Source organism: Gilliamella apicola, assembly GCF_003202915.1.
Classification (GTDB): domain Bacteria; phylum Pseudomonadota; class Gammaproteobacteria; order Enterobacterales; family Orbaceae; genus Gilliamella; species Gilliamella apicola_Q.
Window position 1 is genome coordinate 653,451 of the sequence record NZ_QGLP01000004.1, and the last position, 20,121, is coordinate 673,571.

General features: G+C 32.6%; 21 protein-coding genes. 9 read left to right on the top strand and 12 right to left on the bottom strand.

Annotated features, from left to right (window positions below; translation table 11 throughout):
* Positions 1–38 precede the first annotated feature (38 nt).
* From rhaT to rhaM, 3 genes are all read left to right on the top strand, one after another.
* Positions 39–1,073, top strand: a complete 1,035-nt coding sequence (rhaT, locus tag DKK79_RS04550; protein ID WP_110423020.1) for an L-rhamnose/proton symporter RhaT — start codon at positions 39–41, stop codon at positions 1,071–1,073.
* 12 nt (positions 1,074–1,085) lie between these two features.
* On the top strand, positions 1,086–2,240 hold the full coding sequence (gene fucO / locus DKK79_RS04555) for a lactaldehyde reductase (RefSeq protein WP_034882976.1): 1,155 nt from the start codon (positions 1,086–1,088) through the stop codon (positions 2,238–2,240).
* Positions 2,241–2,305: 65 nt separating this feature from the next.
* The gene (rhaM, locus tag DKK79_RS04560; RefSeq protein ID WP_034882977.1) at positions 2,306–2,620 is read left to right on the top strand and encodes an L-rhamnose mutarotase; all 315 of its coding nucleotides are present in this window, start codon (positions 2,306–2,308) and stop codon (positions 2,618–2,620) included.
* 68 nt (positions 2,621–2,688) lie between these two features.
* On the opposite strand, the gene DKK79_RS04565 is transcribed toward rhaM, so the two are convergent.
* From DKK79_RS04565 to DKK79_RS04605, 9 genes are all read right to left on the bottom strand, one after another.
* Positions 2,689–3,537 carry a helix-turn-helix domain-containing protein gene (locus tag DKK79_RS04565; RefSeq protein ID WP_110423021.1) on the bottom strand — a complete coding sequence of 283 codons (849 nt, stop codon included), beginning with the start codon at positions 3,535–3,537 and terminating at the stop codon, positions 2,689–2,691.
* A 17-nt stretch (positions 3,538–3,554) separates the two neighbouring features.
* Entirely contained in the window at positions 3,555–4,373 is an 819-nt protein-coding gene (rhaS, locus tag DKK79_RS04570; RefSeq protein ID WP_110423022.1) for an HTH-type transcriptional activator RhaS, read from the bottom strand.
* A gap of 560 nt (positions 4,374–4,933) precedes the next feature.
* A complete protein-coding gene (locus tag DKK79_RS14865; RefSeq protein WP_375537970.1) occupies positions 4,934–5,059 on the bottom strand; it encodes an integrase core domain-containing protein in 126 nt (41 codons plus the stop codon).
* A gap of 595 nt (positions 5,060–5,654) precedes the next feature.
* A complete protein-coding gene (locus DKK79_RS04580) occupies positions 5,655–6,182 on the bottom strand; it encodes a hypothetical protein (RefSeq protein WP_110423024.1) in 528 nt (175 codons plus the stop codon).
* Between the two features lie 134 nt (positions 6,183–6,316).
* The gene (locus DKK79_RS04585; RefSeq protein WP_110423025.1) at positions 6,317–6,604 is read right to left on the bottom strand and encodes a hypothetical protein; all 288 of its coding nucleotides are present in this window, start codon (positions 6,602–6,604) and stop codon (positions 6,317–6,319) included.
* Between the two features lie 3 nt (positions 6,605–6,607).
* Positions 6,608–6,913 carry a hypothetical protein gene (locus tag DKK79_RS04590; protein ID WP_110423026.1) on the bottom strand — a complete coding sequence of 102 codons (306 nt, stop codon included), beginning with the start codon at positions 6,911–6,913 and terminating at the stop codon, positions 6,608–6,610.
* 422 nt (positions 6,914–7,335) lie between these two features.
* Positions 7,336–8,445 carry a hypothetical protein gene (locus DKK79_RS04595; protein WP_110423027.1) on the bottom strand — a complete coding sequence of 370 codons (1,110 nt, stop codon included), beginning with the start codon at positions 8,443–8,445 and terminating at the stop codon, positions 7,336–7,338.
* A 114-nt stretch (positions 8,446–8,559) separates the two neighbouring features.
* Positions 8,560–9,441: a hypothetical protein gene (locus tag DKK79_RS04600; protein WP_110423028.1), complete on the bottom strand. Its 882-nt coding sequence runs from the start codon at positions 9,439–9,441 to the stop codon at positions 8,560–8,562.
* A gap of 434 nt (positions 9,442–9,875) precedes the next feature.
* A complete protein-coding gene (locus DKK79_RS04605; RefSeq protein ID WP_110423029.1) occupies positions 9,876–11,036 on the bottom strand; it encodes a hypothetical protein in 1,161 nt (386 codons plus the stop codon).
* A gap of 31 nt (positions 11,037–11,067) precedes the next feature.
* On the opposite strand from DKK79_RS04605, the gene DKK79_RS14585 reads away from it, so the two are divergent.
* On the top strand, positions 11,068–11,289 hold the full coding sequence (locus tag DKK79_RS14585) for a carbohydrate porin (protein WP_220018999.1): 222 nt from the start codon (positions 11,068–11,070) through the stop codon (positions 11,287–11,289).
* Positions 11,282–11,401, top strand: coding sequence for a carbohydrate porin (locus tag DKK79_RS14870; protein ID WP_375537971.1), 120 nt, complete (start codon positions 11,282–11,284; stop codon positions 11,399–11,401). The genes DKK79_RS14585 and DKK79_RS14870 overlap by 8 nt, the downstream gene beginning before the upstream one ends.
* 81 nt (positions 11,402–11,482) lie before the next feature.
* Here the strand turns inward: DKK79_RS14870 and DKK79_RS04615 are convergent, their stop codons facing one another.
* Positions 11,483–12,901 (bottom strand): sodium:proton antiporter, encoded by a 1,419-nt coding sequence (locus DKK79_RS04615; protein WP_110423030.1) that lies wholly within the window; start codon positions 12,899–12,901, stop codon positions 11,483–11,485.
* Between the two features lie 190 nt (positions 12,902–13,091).
* Between DKK79_RS04615 and rlmF the strand changes: the two genes are divergently transcribed.
* Entirely contained in the window at positions 13,092–14,054 is a 963-nt protein-coding gene (gene rlmF / locus DKK79_RS04620; RefSeq protein ID WP_110423031.1) for a 23S rRNA (adenine(1618)-N(6))-methyltransferase RlmF, read from the top strand.
* A 360-nt stretch (positions 14,055–14,414) separates the two neighbouring features.
* Here the strand turns inward: rlmF and DKK79_RS04625 are convergent, their stop codons facing one another.
* Positions 14,415–15,275 carry a helix-turn-helix domain-containing protein gene (locus DKK79_RS04625; protein WP_110423032.1) on the bottom strand — a complete coding sequence of 287 codons (861 nt, stop codon included), beginning with the start codon at positions 15,273–15,275 and terminating at the stop codon, positions 14,415–14,417.
* 184 nt (positions 15,276–15,459) lie between these two features.
* Between DKK79_RS04625 and DKK79_RS04630 the strand changes: the two genes are divergently transcribed.
* Positions 15,460–15,804 carry a fructose PTS transporter subunit IIB gene (locus DKK79_RS04630; RefSeq protein ID WP_110423033.1) on the top strand — a complete coding sequence of 115 codons (345 nt, stop codon included), beginning with the start codon at positions 15,460–15,462 and terminating at the stop codon, positions 15,802–15,804.
* Positions 15,805–15,855: 51 nt separating this feature from the next.
* On the opposite strand, the gene ptsP is transcribed toward DKK79_RS04630, so the two are convergent.
* Positions 15,856–18,360: a phosphoenolpyruvate--protein phosphotransferase gene (gene ptsP / locus DKK79_RS04635; protein WP_110423034.1), complete on the bottom strand. Its 2,505-nt coding sequence runs from the start codon at positions 18,358–18,360 to the stop codon at positions 15,856–15,858.
* Between the two features lie 321 nt (positions 18,361–18,681).
* Here ptsP and DKK79_RS04640 point away from each other — a divergent pair, with 321 nt between their 5' ends.
* The gene (locus DKK79_RS04640; RefSeq protein WP_110423035.1) at positions 18,682–19,767 is read left to right on the top strand and encodes a PTS fructose transporter subunit EIIC; all 1,086 of its coding nucleotides are present in this window, start codon (positions 18,682–18,684) and stop codon (positions 19,765–19,767) included.
* Positions 19,768–19,794: 27 nt separating this feature from the next.
* Positions 19,795–20,109, top strand: a complete 315-nt coding sequence (locus DKK79_RS04645; protein WP_110423036.1) for a PTS fructose-like transporter subunit IIB — start codon at positions 19,795–19,797, stop codon at positions 20,107–20,109.
* Positions 20,110–20,121 lie beyond the last annotated feature (12 nt).

Below are 20,121 nucleotides of genomic sequence, written 5' to 3' on the forward strand. Positions count from 1 at the left end.
TACAGCAAATTATATTTTAAAAATATAAGGATAAGTATATGGGTAGTTCAATTATTTTAGGCATATTTTGGCACTTTGTTGGAGCTGCTTCTGCCGCTTGTTTTTATGCACCACTAAAAAAAGTAAAAAATTGGTCATGGGAAACCATGTGGTCAATCGCCGGACTGTTTTCATGGATCATATTACCTTGGTCAATCAGTTATTTCTTATTACCCGATTTTTGTGCTTATTACGCTTCGTTTAGTTCAGACATCTTAATTCCGGTCTTCTTATTTGGTGCAATGTGGGGAGTTGGTAATATTGGTTATGGACTAACAATGCGTTATTTAGGTATGTCAATGGGCATTGGTATTGCTATTGGAATAACCTTAATTGTCGGTACCCTTATGACACCAATACTACAAGGTAAATTTGGTGAATTACTGGCATCGACTGGCGGTAAAATGACATTATTGGGCGTAATCATTGCGGTTATTGGTGTTGCTATTGTAACTTATGCCGGTTTATTAAAAGAAAAAACATTAGGTGTGCAAGTTGAAGACTTCAATTTAAAGAGAGGCCTTCTTCTTGCCATCATGTGTGGTATATTCTCAGCAGGTATGTCATTTGCCATGAGCGTCGCAGTACCTATGCACGAAAAAGCCGCTGAGCTTGGCGTAGACCATCTATATGTAGCACTTCCAAGTTATGTCATTATTATGGGCGGTGGGGCAATTATTAATCTCAGTTTCTGCATTAGTCGACTCTGCGCTAAAAAAGAATTATCATTTAAAAAAGATATCTCAGTTGCCAAATCCCTACTGATTAGCAATATCCTCTTTGCTATTTTAGGTGGCGCAATGTGGTATTTTCAATTCTTCTTCTATGCTTGGGGGCACGCAAATATCCCAACTGAATATGGCTTTATGAGTTGGATGCTACATATGAGTTTCTATGTACTTTGTGGTGGTATTGTTGGTTTAGCACTCAAAGAGTGGTTTGGTACCGGCAAAAAACCAGTACGTATACTTTGTATTGGTTGCTTAGTAATCATTGTCGCTACCAACATTGTCGGTTTAGGTATGACTAATTAAAAGGAAAATATTATGGCTTATAGAATGATTCTAAATGAAACATCTTACTTCGGGGCTGGTTCAATCAGTCAAATCGTAGATGAAGTAAAAAAACGTGGTTTTAAAAAAGCGTTAGTGGTTACTGATAAAGATCTAATCAAATTCAAAGTCGCCACTAAAGTAACGCAGTTACTCGATAGCAATGGCTTAGTTTATCAAGTATTTGATGAAGTTATGCCAAATCCAACCATTGGTATTGTGCAAAAAGGGGTTGAAGTATTCAAACAATCTGGTGCGGACTACCTGATTGCGATTGGTGGTGGTTCGCCTCAAGATACCGCAAAAGCTATCGGGATTATCATTAACAATCCAGAATTTGCTGATGTACGTAGTCTTGAAGGCGTAGCGCCAACTAAAAAACCAGCGGTACCAACGATTGCAATACCGACCACAGCAGGTACGGCTGCTGAAGTGACGATTAACTACGTAATCACAGACGAGGAGAAAAAACGCAAATTTGTCTGTGTTGACCCACATGATATTCCTGCCGTTGCGATTATTGATTCAGACATGATGACCAGTATGCCGGCTAGTTTAAAAGCTGCAACGGGTGTTGATGCTTTAACTCATGCGATTGAAGGTTATATAACCAAAGGTGCTTGGGAACTATCAGACATGTTTCATCTCAAAGCAATCGAAGTTATCTCTCGTTCATTACGTGACTCGGTAAAAGGAATTGCCAAAGGTTGTGAAGATATGGCGTTAGGGCAATATATTGCAGGTATGGGTTTTTCAAATGTGGGGCTAGGATTAGTTCATGGTATGGCTCATCCACTCGGTGCATTTTATGGTACACCTCACGGTGTGGCTAATGCGGTGCTTTTACCGCATATCATGGCTTACAATGCCGAATTTACCGGCGACAAATACCGTGATATCGCCAAAGCGATGGGAGTAATTGCGACCGAAAACATGACTATCGAACAGGCAAGAAAAGCCGCCGTTGATGCTGTTAAACAACTTAATATTGATGTCGGTATTCCACCTACATTAAAAGAGATTGGGGTAAAATTGGAAGATATTCCTGCGCTCGCTCAAGCTGCTTTTGACGATGTTTGTACCGGCGGCAATCCACGTGACACCAACGTACAAGAAATTGAGCAACTATATCACGCTATTTACCAATAAAAATCGCACTATGAAATGTAATAGGTTAATTACAAGTTGACCTATTACATAAAAAAGGAATCATTATGATAAGAAAAGCGAGTATTATGCAGGTACATCCTGACAAACATGCTGAATATAAAAAACGACATGACGAAATCTTTCCTGACCTAGTTAAAGAACTTAAAGCTCATGGTGCTCATAATTATTCAATTTTTTTAGACAGTAAAAGAAATCTACTGTTTGCTTATGTTGAAATTGAATCAGAAGAGCGCTGGGATGCCGTTGCTAAAACAGCTGCTTGCCAAAAATGGTGGGCCTTTATGCAAGACATTATGCCAAGCAATCCTGATAATAGTCCGATTAGTGAGCCATTAATCGAAGTCTTTTATTTAGCATAAAACATTACTCTCTTTTGACAATTTAAAAGAGAGTAAATTCAATATACCGATTGTTTAGACGACCTTAATTACTCCTTTTTATCGTTAAATTTAGCTCGGTATTCGGAAGGAGTTTGATTAGTCAGCTTTTTAAACACAGCTGAAAAATAGTTACTATCATCATAGCCACATTCAGCGGCAATCTTACTAATCGAATAATTAGTCGTTCGAAGTAAAGACATCGCATCACATAAACGTCTTTTTTGTAAATAGCCGGTAATAGTCATCCCTGTTTGACTTTTAAATAAGCGACTAAGTGAACGGCTCGCAATATGATTTTCTTTGCAAAACACATCAATATTAAATGGCGTTGCAATACTGTTATGCAACGCGGTAAATAATAGATCTAACTGATGAGTCGCGGTAGGCAGAGCTAACTTTGGTGCTTGCTTAATTCGATCTAACAAAATAACCAACTGCAAAAACAGAGCCTCGGATAGATGCACGGAAGCTAAATTATTTTTCTTTGATTCAACCGCTAATTGTTCAATAAGCGGTGATAAAAGTTTAAGATAAGAAGGTTGAATTCGCCAAAAACGTTCGTTATGTTTTGCCGTCACTTTAGGTAAATAAGATTCAATCGTAGAAGATAGAAAAAGTGACTCTCGTAAATATAAGATATTATCCAATTTAAGGTTATTAACTGATTCATAGCCGTGCACATCTTTCTGATTAATATATAAAATATCACCACTAGTAATCGGATAAACATAATCATTCCAATGATACAGACCATTACCAGAACAAACAATTACAATTTCATTAAAATCGTGATCATGCAAAGGAAATGGTTGTTGATGATCACGTTTTTCGACAGTAACGGTATTCATCTCCGAAATAAAATAATCTTGTTTAAATAAACGCAAACATCTCTCCATAAACTGTTCCTCATTAGCTAATGATAACGTTTATCAGGATTATTACGTAGTATTTGTGGCGAAAACGTAAATTCTTGTTTAAAACAGGTGGAAAAATAAGCACTATCATTAAAACCACATTCTTGTGCGATGGTGGTAATGGATTTATTGCTATAAATTAACTGTGTGTAAGCATAAGCTAACCGTAGCTTTATTAGATATTTTTGTGGTGTAATACCAATTTCATTCTTCATATGACGATGAAAAGAACGTAACGACAATGAAAACTGTGTGGTTAACTGTTGCCAATCAATTTGCTCTTTAAAATTGATTTGTAACCAACTTAGCAGTTGTTTAACGCGATTATCACATGAACCAGAGCCATAATTAACATAAAGATTATTTTTAAAAATCAACAATAACTGCAAAAATAGACTCTCTTGAATTGCATTGGATTGATTTTGTGTCAATTGCTTAATAATCGATTGAATATTTTCATCAGTTTTTTTATCAAAAAAGTAATGGGACTGAGTTGGATCAGGATTTGGTATTAACTGGTTTATCCCATTAATAAAATGAAATTTATCAGGATCTCTAAACAAAATATTGGTTAAATGCAAATCATGAACGTTCTCGTATAAATGACAGTCGGAAGCCTTAATATAAAACATCATACCTGGATACAAATCAAACAGTCGTCCATTTAAAATGTGTTTACCATATCCGCTGGTCACAATAACGATCTCATTAAAATTATGAGTATGTTCTGGGTAGACAGGTTGTGGTGCTCGAGGTTCAACGGTGATATTTTGATCGCTAGACGAAAAAAAATCTTTATCAAGTAACATTTCAATCATTTTGAACCTCACTTCTTTTTAAAACCTACAACTACATTCTAAAAAGTAAATCAAAATCTTACCTTTAATATTTGGACAGCTAACATAATATTTTGGCTATAAATTATAGCTATATGGGACTTTTTATTAAAAGTGTGCGAAGCTTCACATTTTTAAAGCTACCGAAAAACTCACTGTAGACCAGCAAAATGCACTTTCTGCCGGACTTATTATTGCTGAACAAAATATGTTTTGTTGGAATAGTTTAGACAGTGATACTAAATTCTCAGATAAAAGAGAACAAAAATATCGCTTGGGTACTACTTGGGGATTTATTCTGCTCAAACTACTATTGAGAAAATTTCTGCCTTTGATACATCATACAAATTATATGATGTAGTAATTGAAATTTATTTTAACGTGCCTAAGGAAAATTGGCAAAATGGCATTAATCATCAAATTCAAGCAGATTTACGATAAGAAGTTTTAACATACAGCTAACAATTGCTAATACTTATGTAAATACCCCATTGTTAGTCTCCAAACCAAGTAGAAAATATTACTATTTGTTTCATGTTTTTTTATTCAATTGGTGGCATATTATTTAACTCTTCATGCAGTCTTTCTGTGTTATACATCTCTAACCACTCTACGATTATTTTTCTTACTTGTTCCATAAATACAAATCTAACACCTTTGTTCGATATGTGTGGCTAAATCGTTCTTTATAGCTGTTTTGTTAAAGATTACCTGATGAATTGTAATCTAGGGTTATTCCATGTGATTTTGCTCAGTTTGTGAATCTGTTTGAGGTAAATTTTTCGCCATTATTAACTTAATAATAAACATAATGTTGCTATATAATATGAGTATTTCATCTGTTAACTGTTAATCCTTTTTTTATTTTTGAAAAAGTTGCGTTTAAAAATCACAACTTTTTCTCGGTAATCATCTAACTTTATATTAAATAATGAGAAAGTGCTTTTTGTGCTTTGGATTTTTGACTAGTAATGCTGTGTTTTTTTGTTTGGTTAAGAAAATATGTGTAAGTTTTTTGGCTATTAAATTTAATGTCAAATTTTTCTAAATATTGTTGAACTGAGTTTTTATCGTAATCTGAATTGAAAAATACAATCAAATTATCAGGAAAATTTATTTGTACATTAAGGTTATTAACTTTTAATGCCCCATAAATTTATCCAACACCCTTCTCGGCAATGTCATGATCTAATAACCAAATATTAAGTTGCTAATAATTAACTAAATGCATATATAAAACTTAGATCATCGACTTTCTAATATTTAACCGATTTTTTCAATCCTTTTGTTCAATTGCTCGGTTAAACATTTAGTGATGGTAAAGGTAAAATTCTCTGCTTCAAAATGATCATTTGGCTCTGATATTGATAAACACATTTTATTAATTTGCTTATCGATTATTTCTATCGATTGTTTATTATTTATATTTTTTTCTTTTAACGTCTCAATTTTTTGAGACAAAAGATTATGGTAAAAACGATAGGAATCAATACTACAACGTGTCGAATATTTTTTTTGATAGCATGTTTTTAATTTATCGATTTCATAATTTGATTCTTTTAATGAACCTTCCAGAATTTTAAAATGATCTGGATAAATGATTTCATATTTATATCCATTATCGATCAACAGTTCTGAAAGTTTAAAATGTAAATTTTCTTTGTCTATTTGATAGTGTTTCCAAAATATAGGCTCCACATTACCATCTATATCCTTGACTGATAATGTATAAATATCCCCGCTATCACTAATATAATAATACTGATTGATTAACCAATAATAACCTTCCACATCATAATAACTCTTCGCTAAAGTAATTTTATCTATAAAATTTGTTTTATTAAAAATGGATAAATTGAGCGCTTTAATGGGGTATTTTATATTGTTAATTATTTTTGCAGAGGTAGTTTTCTCAATAATAAGATCTAGCTTCTCAGAACTATAAATATTTTTTTATTGTTAATTGTTTCATATAAATTTTCAAAATAGAAAGCAATTTGATTAATTGGACAATTTTCTCTTATCCTTTCTCGTTCAGAATTTGTCATCTGCCAAAAATCAATTATTTTACGGCAATCTTTTTCTAATTGAATTATATCCATTGAGGGAATATTAGATTTACCTTTGTAATCATCCGCCACATTAAATTGCTCAGCATAGCTATTGAAAATAAGCAAATTTATTATCACTGCTATATATATTGATTTTTTCATAAACTACTCTTTTGTTGGATTAAAAATACCAGAAGGAGTCATTTGAAATTCTACAATTTTGGTATCGATTTGATTATTTTCTGGATTTATTATAAATTCATTTGGATTTTCATCGGATTCAATAAGGTTGTCTTGCTGATATTGGGTTATCAAAATTTTTCCATTTGGATTGATGATAAAGTCATTCCAGTATGATATTTCACCTCCCTGTATTTTATAAAGCAATATTGCATCAACAAATTCTCCTTGATTATCATAGCTATGTAATAGAAAAGTAAAGATTTTTTCATCATTTTCACCTATCGCCATCTGTATAATACCTTTATATAAAATATTTTTATAATAATTTAATTCACTATTTACATTTATTGAAAATGCATAATTTACAGATAAATAACTTATAAAAAAAATAATAAAATCCAACTTTCAGATTAGTGAGCAAGTTGTTTTTCAACACGTGATAACTCTTCTTTAAAGCCTTTTATTTCGCATGGATATAGATTATTAAGTTAAAGATCAAGCTCATCATCAAATGGGAGTGGTCTACCTAAACATTAACTCTATATTTAATATTAAAATTATCAAATTGTTTATCTAAAGAATCGAGCATTTTAATTAATCCAGCATCATTGGTAGTTACTCTAAATAATCGCAAATGGTTTTCATGGTAACCAAAGTTAGATTACAAAATCTAGATTTTTATAAAGTCTATAGTTCTCAATGATTAAATTTTATTTACATTCCCAACTTGTTGGAGAATCACTACTAGGGCTATCATATTTATAATTGCATTCTATAGATTCAATTAATTTAAAATGTTTATTTTCATCAATTTGATAATGTTTCCAATAATCAATTTGTTTAACTTCATAAAAAGAGATTTCATTTGTTAGAGAACTATTTTCATACATTACAATTTGTAAAAGCCATAAATTTTGCAACTGATTATCAATATAATAATATTGAAATTTAGGTATCAATGTAGATCCACTTTCCTTGTATATAATAATGCTATCTATAACTTCCCATTTTTTTTCTATATTTAAAGTTATTTCAAGGTGATCAAGGTTATTTGAATCTGCTGGAAATTTTGATAATAAATAATATTCATAATCATTAACTTTATTTAGAGAAGATTTATATAATGGCGTTTTAACTTTCGAAAAAATATAAGGATAATAAACATACAACTCATCGAAGGCACATTCTCCATATTTTAAAGATTTATCTTCATCAGCAAAAAAATTACAGTTTTTATTTATCTGATTGATAATACTTTTATCCTTAATCATTGGATGTCCAAATAAACTGAACGGTCGATGGCGTCCTTTATATTTACTTGACAACTGCTTTTTATCGGCTTGTTTTGAAAAAAATATTAAATATCCTTCGTTTGTTATGCTCACTAAATAATCATCAATTTTTATTAATTTGTTTAAAATTCCGGAACATGATTTATTCGATTCAGAAAAGTTAATAACATCTATTTTTTCCTTCAATGGTATGCTTTCTTTAATGAAAAGATTTTTATATAAATTTTTATTTTGACTTGATCCCCAATGATTTTTTGAACTAGTTGAATGAATAGAATATTCTGATAAACATTGATTATTAATTTTTAAATGACTATCTGTCAGCTCTATTATCGTATCGGCAAACTGTTCAATTATATCTTCTCTCTTTTGCAATAATTTATCTCTAGTTTCTTCTGTCTCTCCATAGACTGTACTTTTTGAAACTTTATAAAAATACCATGTTTCGGGTGGTTCGGTTGCATAGGCGATGTTGATTGATAAAAATAACATCGCAATAATTTTAAAAAAAATTTTTTCTAACTTCATAATGTTTCTTTCATTGGTAATCATTGATTAGGTATATTAAGTTTCATTTATGCCTATTCTCTTTTTAACTCAAGTTGACGACAATTTTTTATTCTTCCAAATCCAACTTCTTAGCTAGTGAGCAAGTTGTTTTTCAATATTGGTTATTTCTTGTTTATAATTTTGAATTAAACAAAACATAACGTTAGATAAATAAGGATCGGTCTCTCCTCTATTACCAGAAACTGGAGGTGGTAATTCTAAACAACTTGAAGCCATGTTTTGCTGTAATTTTAAATAAGATTTTTTTATTGTATTGTTATTTTTATTCAATAAGTTAATTTTTTGTTTTAATCTACTATTGTAATGGTTATAAACATCTATATAGCAACTATGATATTCTTCTTTGTCATATTCATCTTCACATGATTTAAGTTCTTGTGAATCGATTTTTGTGACTGGTTTATTCGAAATAATATTAAATTGATTTGGATAAATGATTTGATATTGTACACCATCTGTAACATTGACTAACATATCTTGAAGTACAAACTTCATTTTTTGATTATCAATTTTATAGTGTTTCCAAAACATTGGAGAAATACCTTCTTCATCCTCTATCAAATATAATGTAGTTACCTCTCCCTCTGGGGATATAAAATAATGTTGGTAACCTACTGCAAGAAAATCATAATCAGGAAAAGAAATATGATTATTAGCCAAATAAATCCTATCTTTTACAATATTATCTTTAACTATTGATAAAAATATATCACCTCCAAAAATAGTACTATCAGATTCAATATCATTACTTTTTGACATACTTAATGTCAGTTGAAAATCTTGTCCGTTATAGATGATTACTGGATCTTTATAAATAAATTTATATAACTCTTTTAAATCAAATTTAAGATTATTTTTATTAAAAGGACAAAACTTATATATTTCTTTTTGTTCTAATTCGTTTAATTGCCAATAATTTTGTGGATAAGTACAATCTTTTTCTAATTTATTCATGTCGATTTTCCTAAAAAAGGGGTCGCCACGATACTTGTCTTCTATTTGATAGTGCTGACTGTAACAGTAGGTGCTGAATAGTAAACAAAGTGGTACTAGATAATGTGAGTATTTCATTTTTTAATCCTTTTCTTATTTTGAATAAGTGGCGTTTGAATAGATTGCAAATTTTCTCTATGATATTTAAAGTTTTTTAATGATTTTCATTCTTGCAAATCCGACTTACTTGCTCGGAAGAGAGTTATATATTGCCATTATTTTTTTTACAAATTCTATTTACGGATAATACACAATTTTTACTTGTTATTAATTTTTTTCCAGAATATAAATTGGTTATTAAAATTTCTTTATCATTAGTCTGAGGATCGACTGTTTTATGTTATAACCAGTGAGTATTGTAACTAATAGAATAATTGGTATTTAATTGAAATTTTTCATAATATTATTTCCTTTATCGAACCTGCTTTAAATTCTGAATGTAAATGGTCATCATGAAGAGTTCCATCTAAATCTTGTATTGCATTATCAAATTTTTTCTTATTTTTCCCCGTTCTTTGTTTATTAAAATTAAATTTATGCATGGAATTAATAAATTTTTGTTCATCGTTATCATTTGAATAAAGAGTATCAACGCTTTTTCCATTTACATGTTCAGCACTAGGAAAACAGGACCCCTCAGCAAAACAACTACCAGTAGTTGTTAAATGCAAACCTGTTTCAGCTAAAGCACCAATAAAACCGGCTAAAGCACTTGGTCCTGTATAACGTCTTTTCGTATTTGAAAAACTATATCTAACTTTAACATTACCTTTACTGTAATTGATTTCATCTGGCATCCTAACTATTTCAACACTTTTATTCAATGCTTTATATCGTCGCCAAATTAAGCCTTTTTTTGGATGGTTACCATATTCTGCAATATCTCCATTTTTAAATTTAACTCTTTTTTGGGTATTTCCTTCCTTTAAATTTTCTTTATATTCAATAATATTTGGATCTTTTCTATTCGGCGCGCTTATTACTACACCATTTGCTTTTTCCTTAGTAGTATGCCAATCACAAATGCATATTTCATGTTCATTATTCTTTTCATCATGATAAACATACTTATATTTTTGCTTGTAGTCTTTCGATATTTCCTGTGGTATATGTTTTTCAATTTTTCCATCGTGGTAAATATGATATGTCACTATACCTGGGCTTATAAATCTACCCATCACTGATACTGGATGAATAAACCATGCTTTGCCATCAGCAGAAAGATTGCTTAGTGCGGGTGTTTGTGGTGTTTGGTTGTTCGATGATAGGGTTGCTTGAGATAGTGCTACTTCTAGCCACCAAAGGGATGGTTTAATACGTTGCTCTTTTTCTAACTGCCAAATTGATTTAGTTTTTTCATGCACGTCATCCACCATGCTTAAGGCATGATCGCGCTTATAAGGAATCGTTATGTTATTTTCATCTAACTGTTTTTCAATTAAATTTTTTTGTTTTTGTTTTTCTTCCTCAAGTAAATCATCTATTTCATTCCATTTGGTTAGCGCTTCGTCTGCATACCATTCACTCTCATAATTTATTATTAAGTGGCCTATCATTTCGGCGGTCCAACTTTTGCGTAGGCCGTCTTTGAGAAATTCAATAGTAAAAGGCGGTAGTCTTTTTTTTTCCCTGAACAGAACAAACGGTATTTGGCAAAGGCTTGGTCTTGGTTATATTTATGCTGCCAATGATATTAAAGCCTTTAATACTAATTACCAAGGCGATGGTGAAATTTACGCTAAAGGTAAATATAAATTACATACTATCAATGCTTCATACTTAATTCCGAATGTGGATGGATATGGATAACTTTAATATCTACTTAGGTACGTATTTATCTAGACTGGAACGTGATGAAAAACAAGGCGGTGGTAATGACAATCGTTATGGGGTAAGGGTTCGCTTTAAATATTTCTTCTAATTAATACTAATTATATTAAAATTCCACCCCAAGTAAAAAGCAAACTCACTTTACTTGGGGTATGCTAAACAGAGTCACGTCTTAAAAGAAGACAAAAAACACCAAATTATCAATAATAAAAACTGGGATCAAAATAGCAATTGACCATTTCATATAACCAAAAAAACTAGGCATAGTGATTTTATGTTGGCAAGCGATGGTTTTCACCATAAAGTTAGGTGCATTACCAATATAACTTAGAGCGCCCATAAATACCGAGCCCATTGAAATGGCCAGTAGCGTGTTTTCAAAGGCGGTCATTAAGCTGGTGGCATTACCGGATGCTAAATTAAAAAAGACCAGATAAGTTGGGGCATTATCTAAAAATCCGGATAGTAATCCAGATAACCAAAAATACATGCTATTTATTGGTGTACCGTGTTCACTTGTGACCATCGAAACCACTGAAGCCAAAGCACCCTGATCACCTGCACGTAAAATCGCTAACACAGGCACAATAGTAATAAAAATACCGATAAATAATTTAGCCACCTCTTTTATCGGATCCCAATTAAATTCATTACCAGCTCGGACTTGTTTCGGTGTTATCACAATAGAGATAAGCGTAATTGCAATAAAAAGACCATCACGAACAAGATTTTGTAATGCTATTTGTGAGCCTAACAGCGTAAAATATAGCGACGAATGCCATACGCCAGACAACAGCACACTAGCAATAATAGCGACTAATAGCACAAGATTTTTTAGGCCATATAGCTTAACGGGTTCCGCGCTGATTGTGTTGTTAATGACACCATATTGCTTAACGTAATAATACCTATCGATAAAATAATAGATGATTAGCAGTAGACCTGATGTCAGCACTACTGGTAATATCATATGTTTAACGGTCCAGAAAAAATCGACGCCTTTTAAAAAACCAATAAATAACGGTGGATCCCCTAAAGGGGTTAATCCGCCACCAATATTGGCAACTAAAAAGATAAAGAAGATCACGGTATGCACTGCATATTGTCGCTGGCGATTAGCTCGCAGTAATGGACGAATCATCAACATCGCAGCGCCAGTCGTTCCCATAATAGAGGCAAAAACCACGCCGACTGCCAATAAAATAACATTTGATTTTGGGGTACTGATCTTATCACTCTTAATAAGAATGCCACCAGAAACCGTAAACAGCGTCAAAAGTAGCAATATAAAAGGAATATACTCCTCAATAATGGCATGTACCGTTAACTCGATTGTGGTAGTTAATCCAAAAGAGAATAATACAGAGCCTAAAAATAAAAACGTCCAAATAGCAACGATTTTGCCATAATGATGATGCCATAATCGGGCTAAAAACAGTGGGCATAAGGCGATGGATAATAAAATTCCAACAAACGGAATTGCCCAATACAATGATAACGCTTGTCCATTAAACTCGCTGGCATGTGAATCAAAAGACATTAGCATTAAACTAAAAAACGGTAATATCGAAAAAATTTTTAGACGTTTCATTAGGTTACTGTATGAATTGAAAGTGGCAGATTATAGCAAATCCCAATTTAATTTTCGAATAATTCATCTGGCGATAAAGGTTATAAAACAAGTTGAACAACTGATTTTTTGACGGATAAACTGCGAGCTTTTTTCACAAATTTATTGAAAAACGCTATAATAGCTAGCAATTCTTTATTTGGGATCATACATGCAATCAGTCAAAAAAAACGTTTTACATCACCGCAATAAACATATTAATGGTTATCCATTCGATTTACTTATTAAAACATTACCCGAACTAGCAAATTTTGTTAAACCTAACCAATTTGATCGGGTGACGATTGATTTTGCCGATCCTATTGCGGTCAAAACGCTCAATAAAGCACTGTTATTGCACTATTATCAACTCTCTTATTGGGATATTCCCGACAATTATCTCTGCCCGCCAATTCCGGGACGAGCAGATTATATTCACTATTTGGCCGATCTATTGGCTCAGGATAATCAAAATCAGACGCCTATCGGTAAGCAAGTTCGCATATTAGATATTGGCGTTGGTGCAAATATAATTTATCCGATTATTGGTTGTGCCGAGTATGGTTGGTCTTTTGTGGGTAGTGATATTAATCCTACATCCATCAAAGTTGCCTCGTTAATAACAAAATCCAATGATCTATTAAAAAATACCCTCCAATGTCGCTTACAACTTAACAGCGAAGCTATTTTTGAAAATATCATTCAACCCAATGAGTTTTATCTAGCTAGCGTATGCAATCCACCTTTCCATCGCTCTGAACAAGAAGCCCATGCAACGGCTTACACCAAGCTACAAAAGTTAGGTAAAGTGAACTCTACTAAGGATAAAGTTATCCTTAATTTTGGTGGGCAACATGCTGAACTTTGGTGCAAAGGGGGTGAAAGTGCATTTATTGCCCGAATGATAACAGAGAGCGTTAAATATAAAACGCAGTGCCTATGGTTTACCTCATTAGTATCAAAAAAAGAGTCGCTGAGTATTATAAAAAAACAACTGAAAAATGTAGCGGTAACTGAATACAAAATTGTCGCGATGGCACAAGGCCAAAAAATCAGTCGTTTTGTCGCTTGGACGTTTTTCAATCCCAAAGAGCGAGAAATGCAGATTCAAAGAGTTGAGCAACGCACTTCGTGAAGTCCAAAAAATTAGTGAGAAGTAGTTTTTTAAAAAATCAAAATCTATCATCGCTAACCCTTTTTTTTAGCCTAAAATAAAATCAATAAAAATCATGACATTAAAAATCAGCTTAAAAAAAGGGTTTTTAAAATCAAAATTGCCCTTTGCCTTTTGGCCAACAATGTTTATAGTATGTTTTGTTCTAGTTTAATGCCGTGTAGGCAGTTTAGAAAAGTCGTCGTTTGTCATTTCAACCCAAATCATCGTTCACAGCCGTGTAGGCCGTATCCTATTTTCCAAAAAAAATTGAGGAACAGGGGGGAGACCCCTTAATTCCCCAACAAATAAAAACCCGTTGTTACACTCAATTCAATTGGTTTACTTTTCCATTAATTTACTATGATATTGCCGCCGATACTCTGTTGGAGTTCGTTCGGTTTTTTTTCTAAAGATACGGCAAAAGTAGTTACTATCTTTAAAGCCTGCATCAAGGGCGATTTCTTTGACGTTTAACTCGTAACCTTTAAGTAGTGATTTGGCATACTCTAGGCGAATGTGATTGAGGTATTCGTTTAAGCCAATTTTGCCTTCATTCTGGAATAGATAGGATAAATAATTGGGTGAGATATAGAACATTTTAGCTAAAAATTCGCGACTGATATCTTCTCGAAAATGGGTGTCAATATATTGACGTATTGCTTCGAATAAGCTGGTGGTTTTGGATGCAGTTTTTATGTCGGTATTGAGTAAATCAAGAGTGTTACTAAGCAGGCTCTGTATCAAATAATAGCCGGTTTGGTTTTGGGATTGGTTTTGCCAAGTTAACTCGGATAATGCTTGAATAATAAAGGTTCCAACACGCGGACCTCGTCTTGGGGTGCTAATTTGCCCTTTAGGAATTAATTGTGAACCATCCCAATGTAAAACGCTAATGCCAATTTGTTGTTTACCAAATAAAATACTTAACGATGTTGAAGGCGTTGTCCAAATAGGTTTATTCCAACTGTTGGCAGTGATGTAAAGTAAATCATCTGTAGCTAATTCTTTTTCCACTAAATGAGTTTCGTCATTGCCCCATTGCATCTTTAAGTTTCCCTCTAGAATGATTTCTAATCTAGGAAAGTCAACTTGATAAGCGAGAGAAGGGGCTGAGGTACGACTATTAGAGAAAAAAATATTTTTGAAATTGTTAGCTTTGTCTAAATAATTTTTGATGGTTTGTTCAATTGATAGTTCCATCTAGTTACATCCTTTAAGCTTACAAATAACCGATAGATTATATATCGAGTCTAATTTTCTGTCATGAGTTTAAGATAGCTAACCTATTCAAATAATAATTATCTGTATGTATATAATTTGATTATTGATTTAACATTTTTAATGCACAATAATAACCATTATGTTGAATAAAGAGTGTTGTTAAATGACAAAATTAAATGTATTAGCTATTACTTCATGTGTTGGCGGGGTTGCTCATACTTACATGGCTGCCGAACGTTTAGCTAAATTAGCTAAGCAGGAAAATTGGCTAATTAAAATAGAAACACAAGGTGCATTAGGAATTGATAGTATTATTGAACCTCATGACATTGAGGTTGCTGATGTGGTAATTATTATTAGTAATGTCAATATCAAAAATAGAGATCGTTTCAATAAGTCACGTTGTATTGAAATGGATATTAGCCAATTTTTATTGGATAGTAGTAAATTATTGAATGTTGTAAATCGAGCGTCTAAATCACCTTATGGAGCTTGTATAAAACTATAAAGTTTCATTCCGTCAATGATTGGTATTAACGGAATGTAGTTTTAAGAAAGTTTAGGCTATTTCTAATTCTTTTTTTAGAATCTCTTCAATTTCTTGTGCGGTTTTACTATTTAGTAGCGATGTTCTAAACTCCTCATGCATTATACGGCGAGCTAATTTTGAAAATATTCTCATATGTTGATCGCCAGCTGTGTGTTTGTTTAGGGTTAACATAATTACGATATTTACCTGTTCATCTGCCCATAATATGGGATTTGCAAGTTTAGTTACACTAATAGTTGATTGTTCTATATGCTCAGATTTTGTATGAGGAATAGCAAACCCAAAACCTAAGGTTGTAGAAAATACATCTTCACGCAACCAGATGTCTTCCTCTAATTTTTTAGGATAACGACACCTTTCTGCAATCAATAAATTATCAGTCATTCCTTTGATGACTTCCTCTTTACTTATCCAATTTGGATTTATTGTGATGGTTTCTTGAGTGATTAAAGGTATATCTGCTTGTTCCATACGGAATTGAGCAAGTAAATGCTCGACTTCAAGTGATGTTCGGCAATTCATCGCTTTATTGAGTAATATCCTACAATCTGAACGGTTTAATTTTTTAAGACGAGCTTTGGTTGAAAGCAAGTTAGGTGAACTCATGCTCAATTCATCAAACCCTAATCCAACTAATAAAGGTAAAACAGAACCTTTGCTGGCAAGTTCGCCACATATACCTATCCATTTACCATAATGATGTACTTCTTTTACGATGTGATCTAATCCTCTTAAAAAAGCTGGATTTAAACTGTTATAGTTCTTGGTGACTTTTTCATTATCTCGATCTACAGCTAATAAATATTGAGTTAAATCGTTACTACCAATACTGAAAAAATCAATTTCTTCACAACATTGATCAATGATAAACATGATGGAAGGAACTTCTAGCATGATACCGAGTGGGATTTTTTCATCAAAAGGGATTTTCTCATTACGTAAAGATTGTTTTATGATGGTTAATTCTTCCTTGATCCATAATATTTCTTCCATTGATGAGATCATCGGAATCATGATTTTTAATTTTCCATGCGCTGAAGCTCGTAATATCGCTCTTAATTGAGTTCGAAATAAAGTTAAAAACTCTTGATAGATGCGAACAGCTCGATAACCTAAGAATGGATTATTTTCACTAGGAATATTTAAATAATTTACTGGTTTATCGCCACCAATATCAAATGTTCTAATAATGATTGTACGTTGCTTTGCTGCTTCGATTGCTTGGCAAAAAGTATTATAGAGTTCGTCTTCGGATGGTTCACAGTGGCGATCCATATACAGCATCTCGGTACGAAATAGACCAATTGATTCAGCTCCATGATCAAAAGCAGTTTGCGCTTCTAATGGGTGAGCAATATTGGCTGCTATTTCAAGTTTTATTCCATCATCAGTCGAACCAGGAATATCAATAAAGATTTTTTCTTTATCTTTTAAACGGTTATTGAGAGCCGATTCAGATTGGTAATAACGAATAACTTCTGGAGATAAATCATAGACAATAAGACCTAAATCTCCATCAATTTGGACTTGTTGATTAAGATAATTTTCTAATATCTCCATGTTAACACTAACTAATGTTGGAATATTAAAAGATCTCGCTAATATGACTGTGTGAGATGTAGTTCCCCCTTTGGCTAACAGTAAACCTTTTAAATATTTTTTATCTAATTCTAAAAATTGACTTGGAGTAAGTTCATCAGCAATACAAATTGTAGGTTCGGTTAATTTATTGCTAAATTGAAAATTTTTATCGCCATATGTTTGTTGTAATAATTGATAGCACACATCACGAATGTCGAGTTCTCGTTCTTTTAAATAGTCACTTCCTGATTGAATTAATTGCTCACTAAAAAATTTAGCCGTATTTATTATTGCTGAACCAGCCGACAAATTTTGTTCTATATTTAATTCGATTTGTTCATAAAAGGATGGATCTTCTAGTATTGCCAAATGTGCACTAAGAATGTCTTTAGAGGTATCTGCTGAACAATCAATTTGTAATGATATTAATTTTCTTAACTTAGTGATTGCTTGTATAACTAGCTCTTTTTCAGATTTAATTGAGTTGGCAGAATGGAAATCATTAAATTTAGTTAAATCAATATAATCAATTTTTTGCAACTTGCCATTTGCCACTCCATTACATACAGTTTTAGCGGTAATAATATTAGGATTTAAATTTTTTAAGGAGCGTGGTAACGGTATTATTTCTTCAGTAGCATTATTTACTAACTCTTCATCACAAAACGGTAGCTCTTTGTCAATAAATGTAACCAATCGTTGATAAGCCTGCTCTTCATCATCTCCCGATATGAATAAATGACAGGCATCATTTAATAAAGTATTGGTGCTTATTAATGATAAGGTGCTTTTAGCATCACCTTTAGTATTTGTGCGCAAATTATGCCATTCAAAATTGCTACTAAATTCGTCACAGATGGTTTTAATCGTGCTAGCCGGTCGAGCGTGTATGCCATTAGGTAGCGTACAAATAAACTCAATTTTTTTCGACATATTTATTCTCCCAATCAATTTGGTGTTTTATAACTTTAGTAATCATCAATAATTAAAAGAATAAATAACTATTAAAATTAAACTATGCGAAAAATCCATGAATAACTGGACAAAAGTAATATGTAAATAAATTTGTGATCTTTATCACGTTTTAATTCTTATCGAAACACATGAAAATATTTCATTTTTTTGAGCTATATCTCATTTTCAAATAGACAGTACAAAAATCCAGTAAATATGATTTATTTACTCTGTGGTTATTACTAAACATTTTCTACTATAAAAATGTAGTAAGAAAATTAAAAAAATGAGGTATTAAGTATGAGCGATTTAGTATTAATTTTGAAAAACACGCGTCAGCATTTGATGACCGGCGTTTCTCATATGATTCCATTTGTGGTATCCGGTGGTATTTTATTGGCTGTCTCTGTGATGCTATTAGGACAGGGTGGTGTACCGGATCCAGTCAATGACCCCTTTTTAAATAAACTGTTTCAAATAGGTGCAGCTGGTTTAGCTTTAATGATTCCTTTTTTGGCTGCATATGTTGGCTATTCAATTTCTGAGAGAGCTGCATTGGCACCTTGTGCAATTGGAGCTTGGGTTGGAACAACTTTTGGTGCCGGTTTTTTTGGCGCTTTAATCGCTGGACTCATTGGCGGAATTATCGTTTTTTATCTTAAACGAATTAAGGTTCCACCTATCCTTAGATCTGTTATGCCTATATTTATTATTCCTATAGTCGGAACTTTTTTGACCGCAGGCATCATGATGTGGGTACTTGGAGAACCGGTTGGTTTATTAACAACATCATTAACATCATGGTTACGTAGTATGCAAGATGGCAGCATTGTTATTCTTGCTTTAATTATGGGAGCAATGTTGGGCTTCGATTTGGGTGGACCGGTAAATAAAGTAGCTTATGCCTTTATGCTAATTTGTGTAGGCGAAGGTATTTACACTATTGTTGCCATCGCGGCAGTTGGTATTGCAGTGCCTTCAATTGGTACTGGTTTAGCAACACTAATTGGTAAAAATGTATTTAGTAAAGAAGAAAAAGAGACAGGTAAAGCAGCAATTGTTATGGGATTGGTGGGTGTAACTGAAGGCGCAATTCCTTTTGCGGCAGCCGATCCTTTAAAAATAATACCTTCTACTATGTTAGGTTCTGCTGTTGGGGGGGCGGTTGCCGCGCTTTTAGGGGCTGAGTGTTATGCAGGATGGGGTGGTTTAATTGTATTACCTGTTGTAACTGGAAAGCTAAGTTTCATATTTGCTATTGCGGTCGGCTCGCTAACTTGTGCATTAGCAATTGTTTTTCTGAAAAAGTTTATCACTTCAAAAGTTAAAATTAATAAGGAAGAATCTAATGACGAAGACATTGATATTTCTTTTGACATTGGTTAAGCATATTGAGAATTAAAGGAGAAAAAAATGGTTAATATTATCGCAGTAACTGCTTGCCCTTCAGGTGTTGCCCATACTTACATGGCAGCGGAATCTTTAGAAAAAGCAGCTAAAGAGAAAGGATGGCAATGTAAAGTTGAGACTCAAGGTTCAATAGGCATTGAAAATGAGCTTACGGCGGAAGATGTCGCTAATGCTGATTTCATTATATTAACAAATGACATAGGTATAAAAAATCAGGAACGCTTCAAAAATAAACCCATTGCTCGAATTGCAATTAGTGATGCGGTGAAGAAAGCAGATTTGATTTTGAAAAAAATTGAAGAAAATTTAAATAAATAAATTTTTATTAGT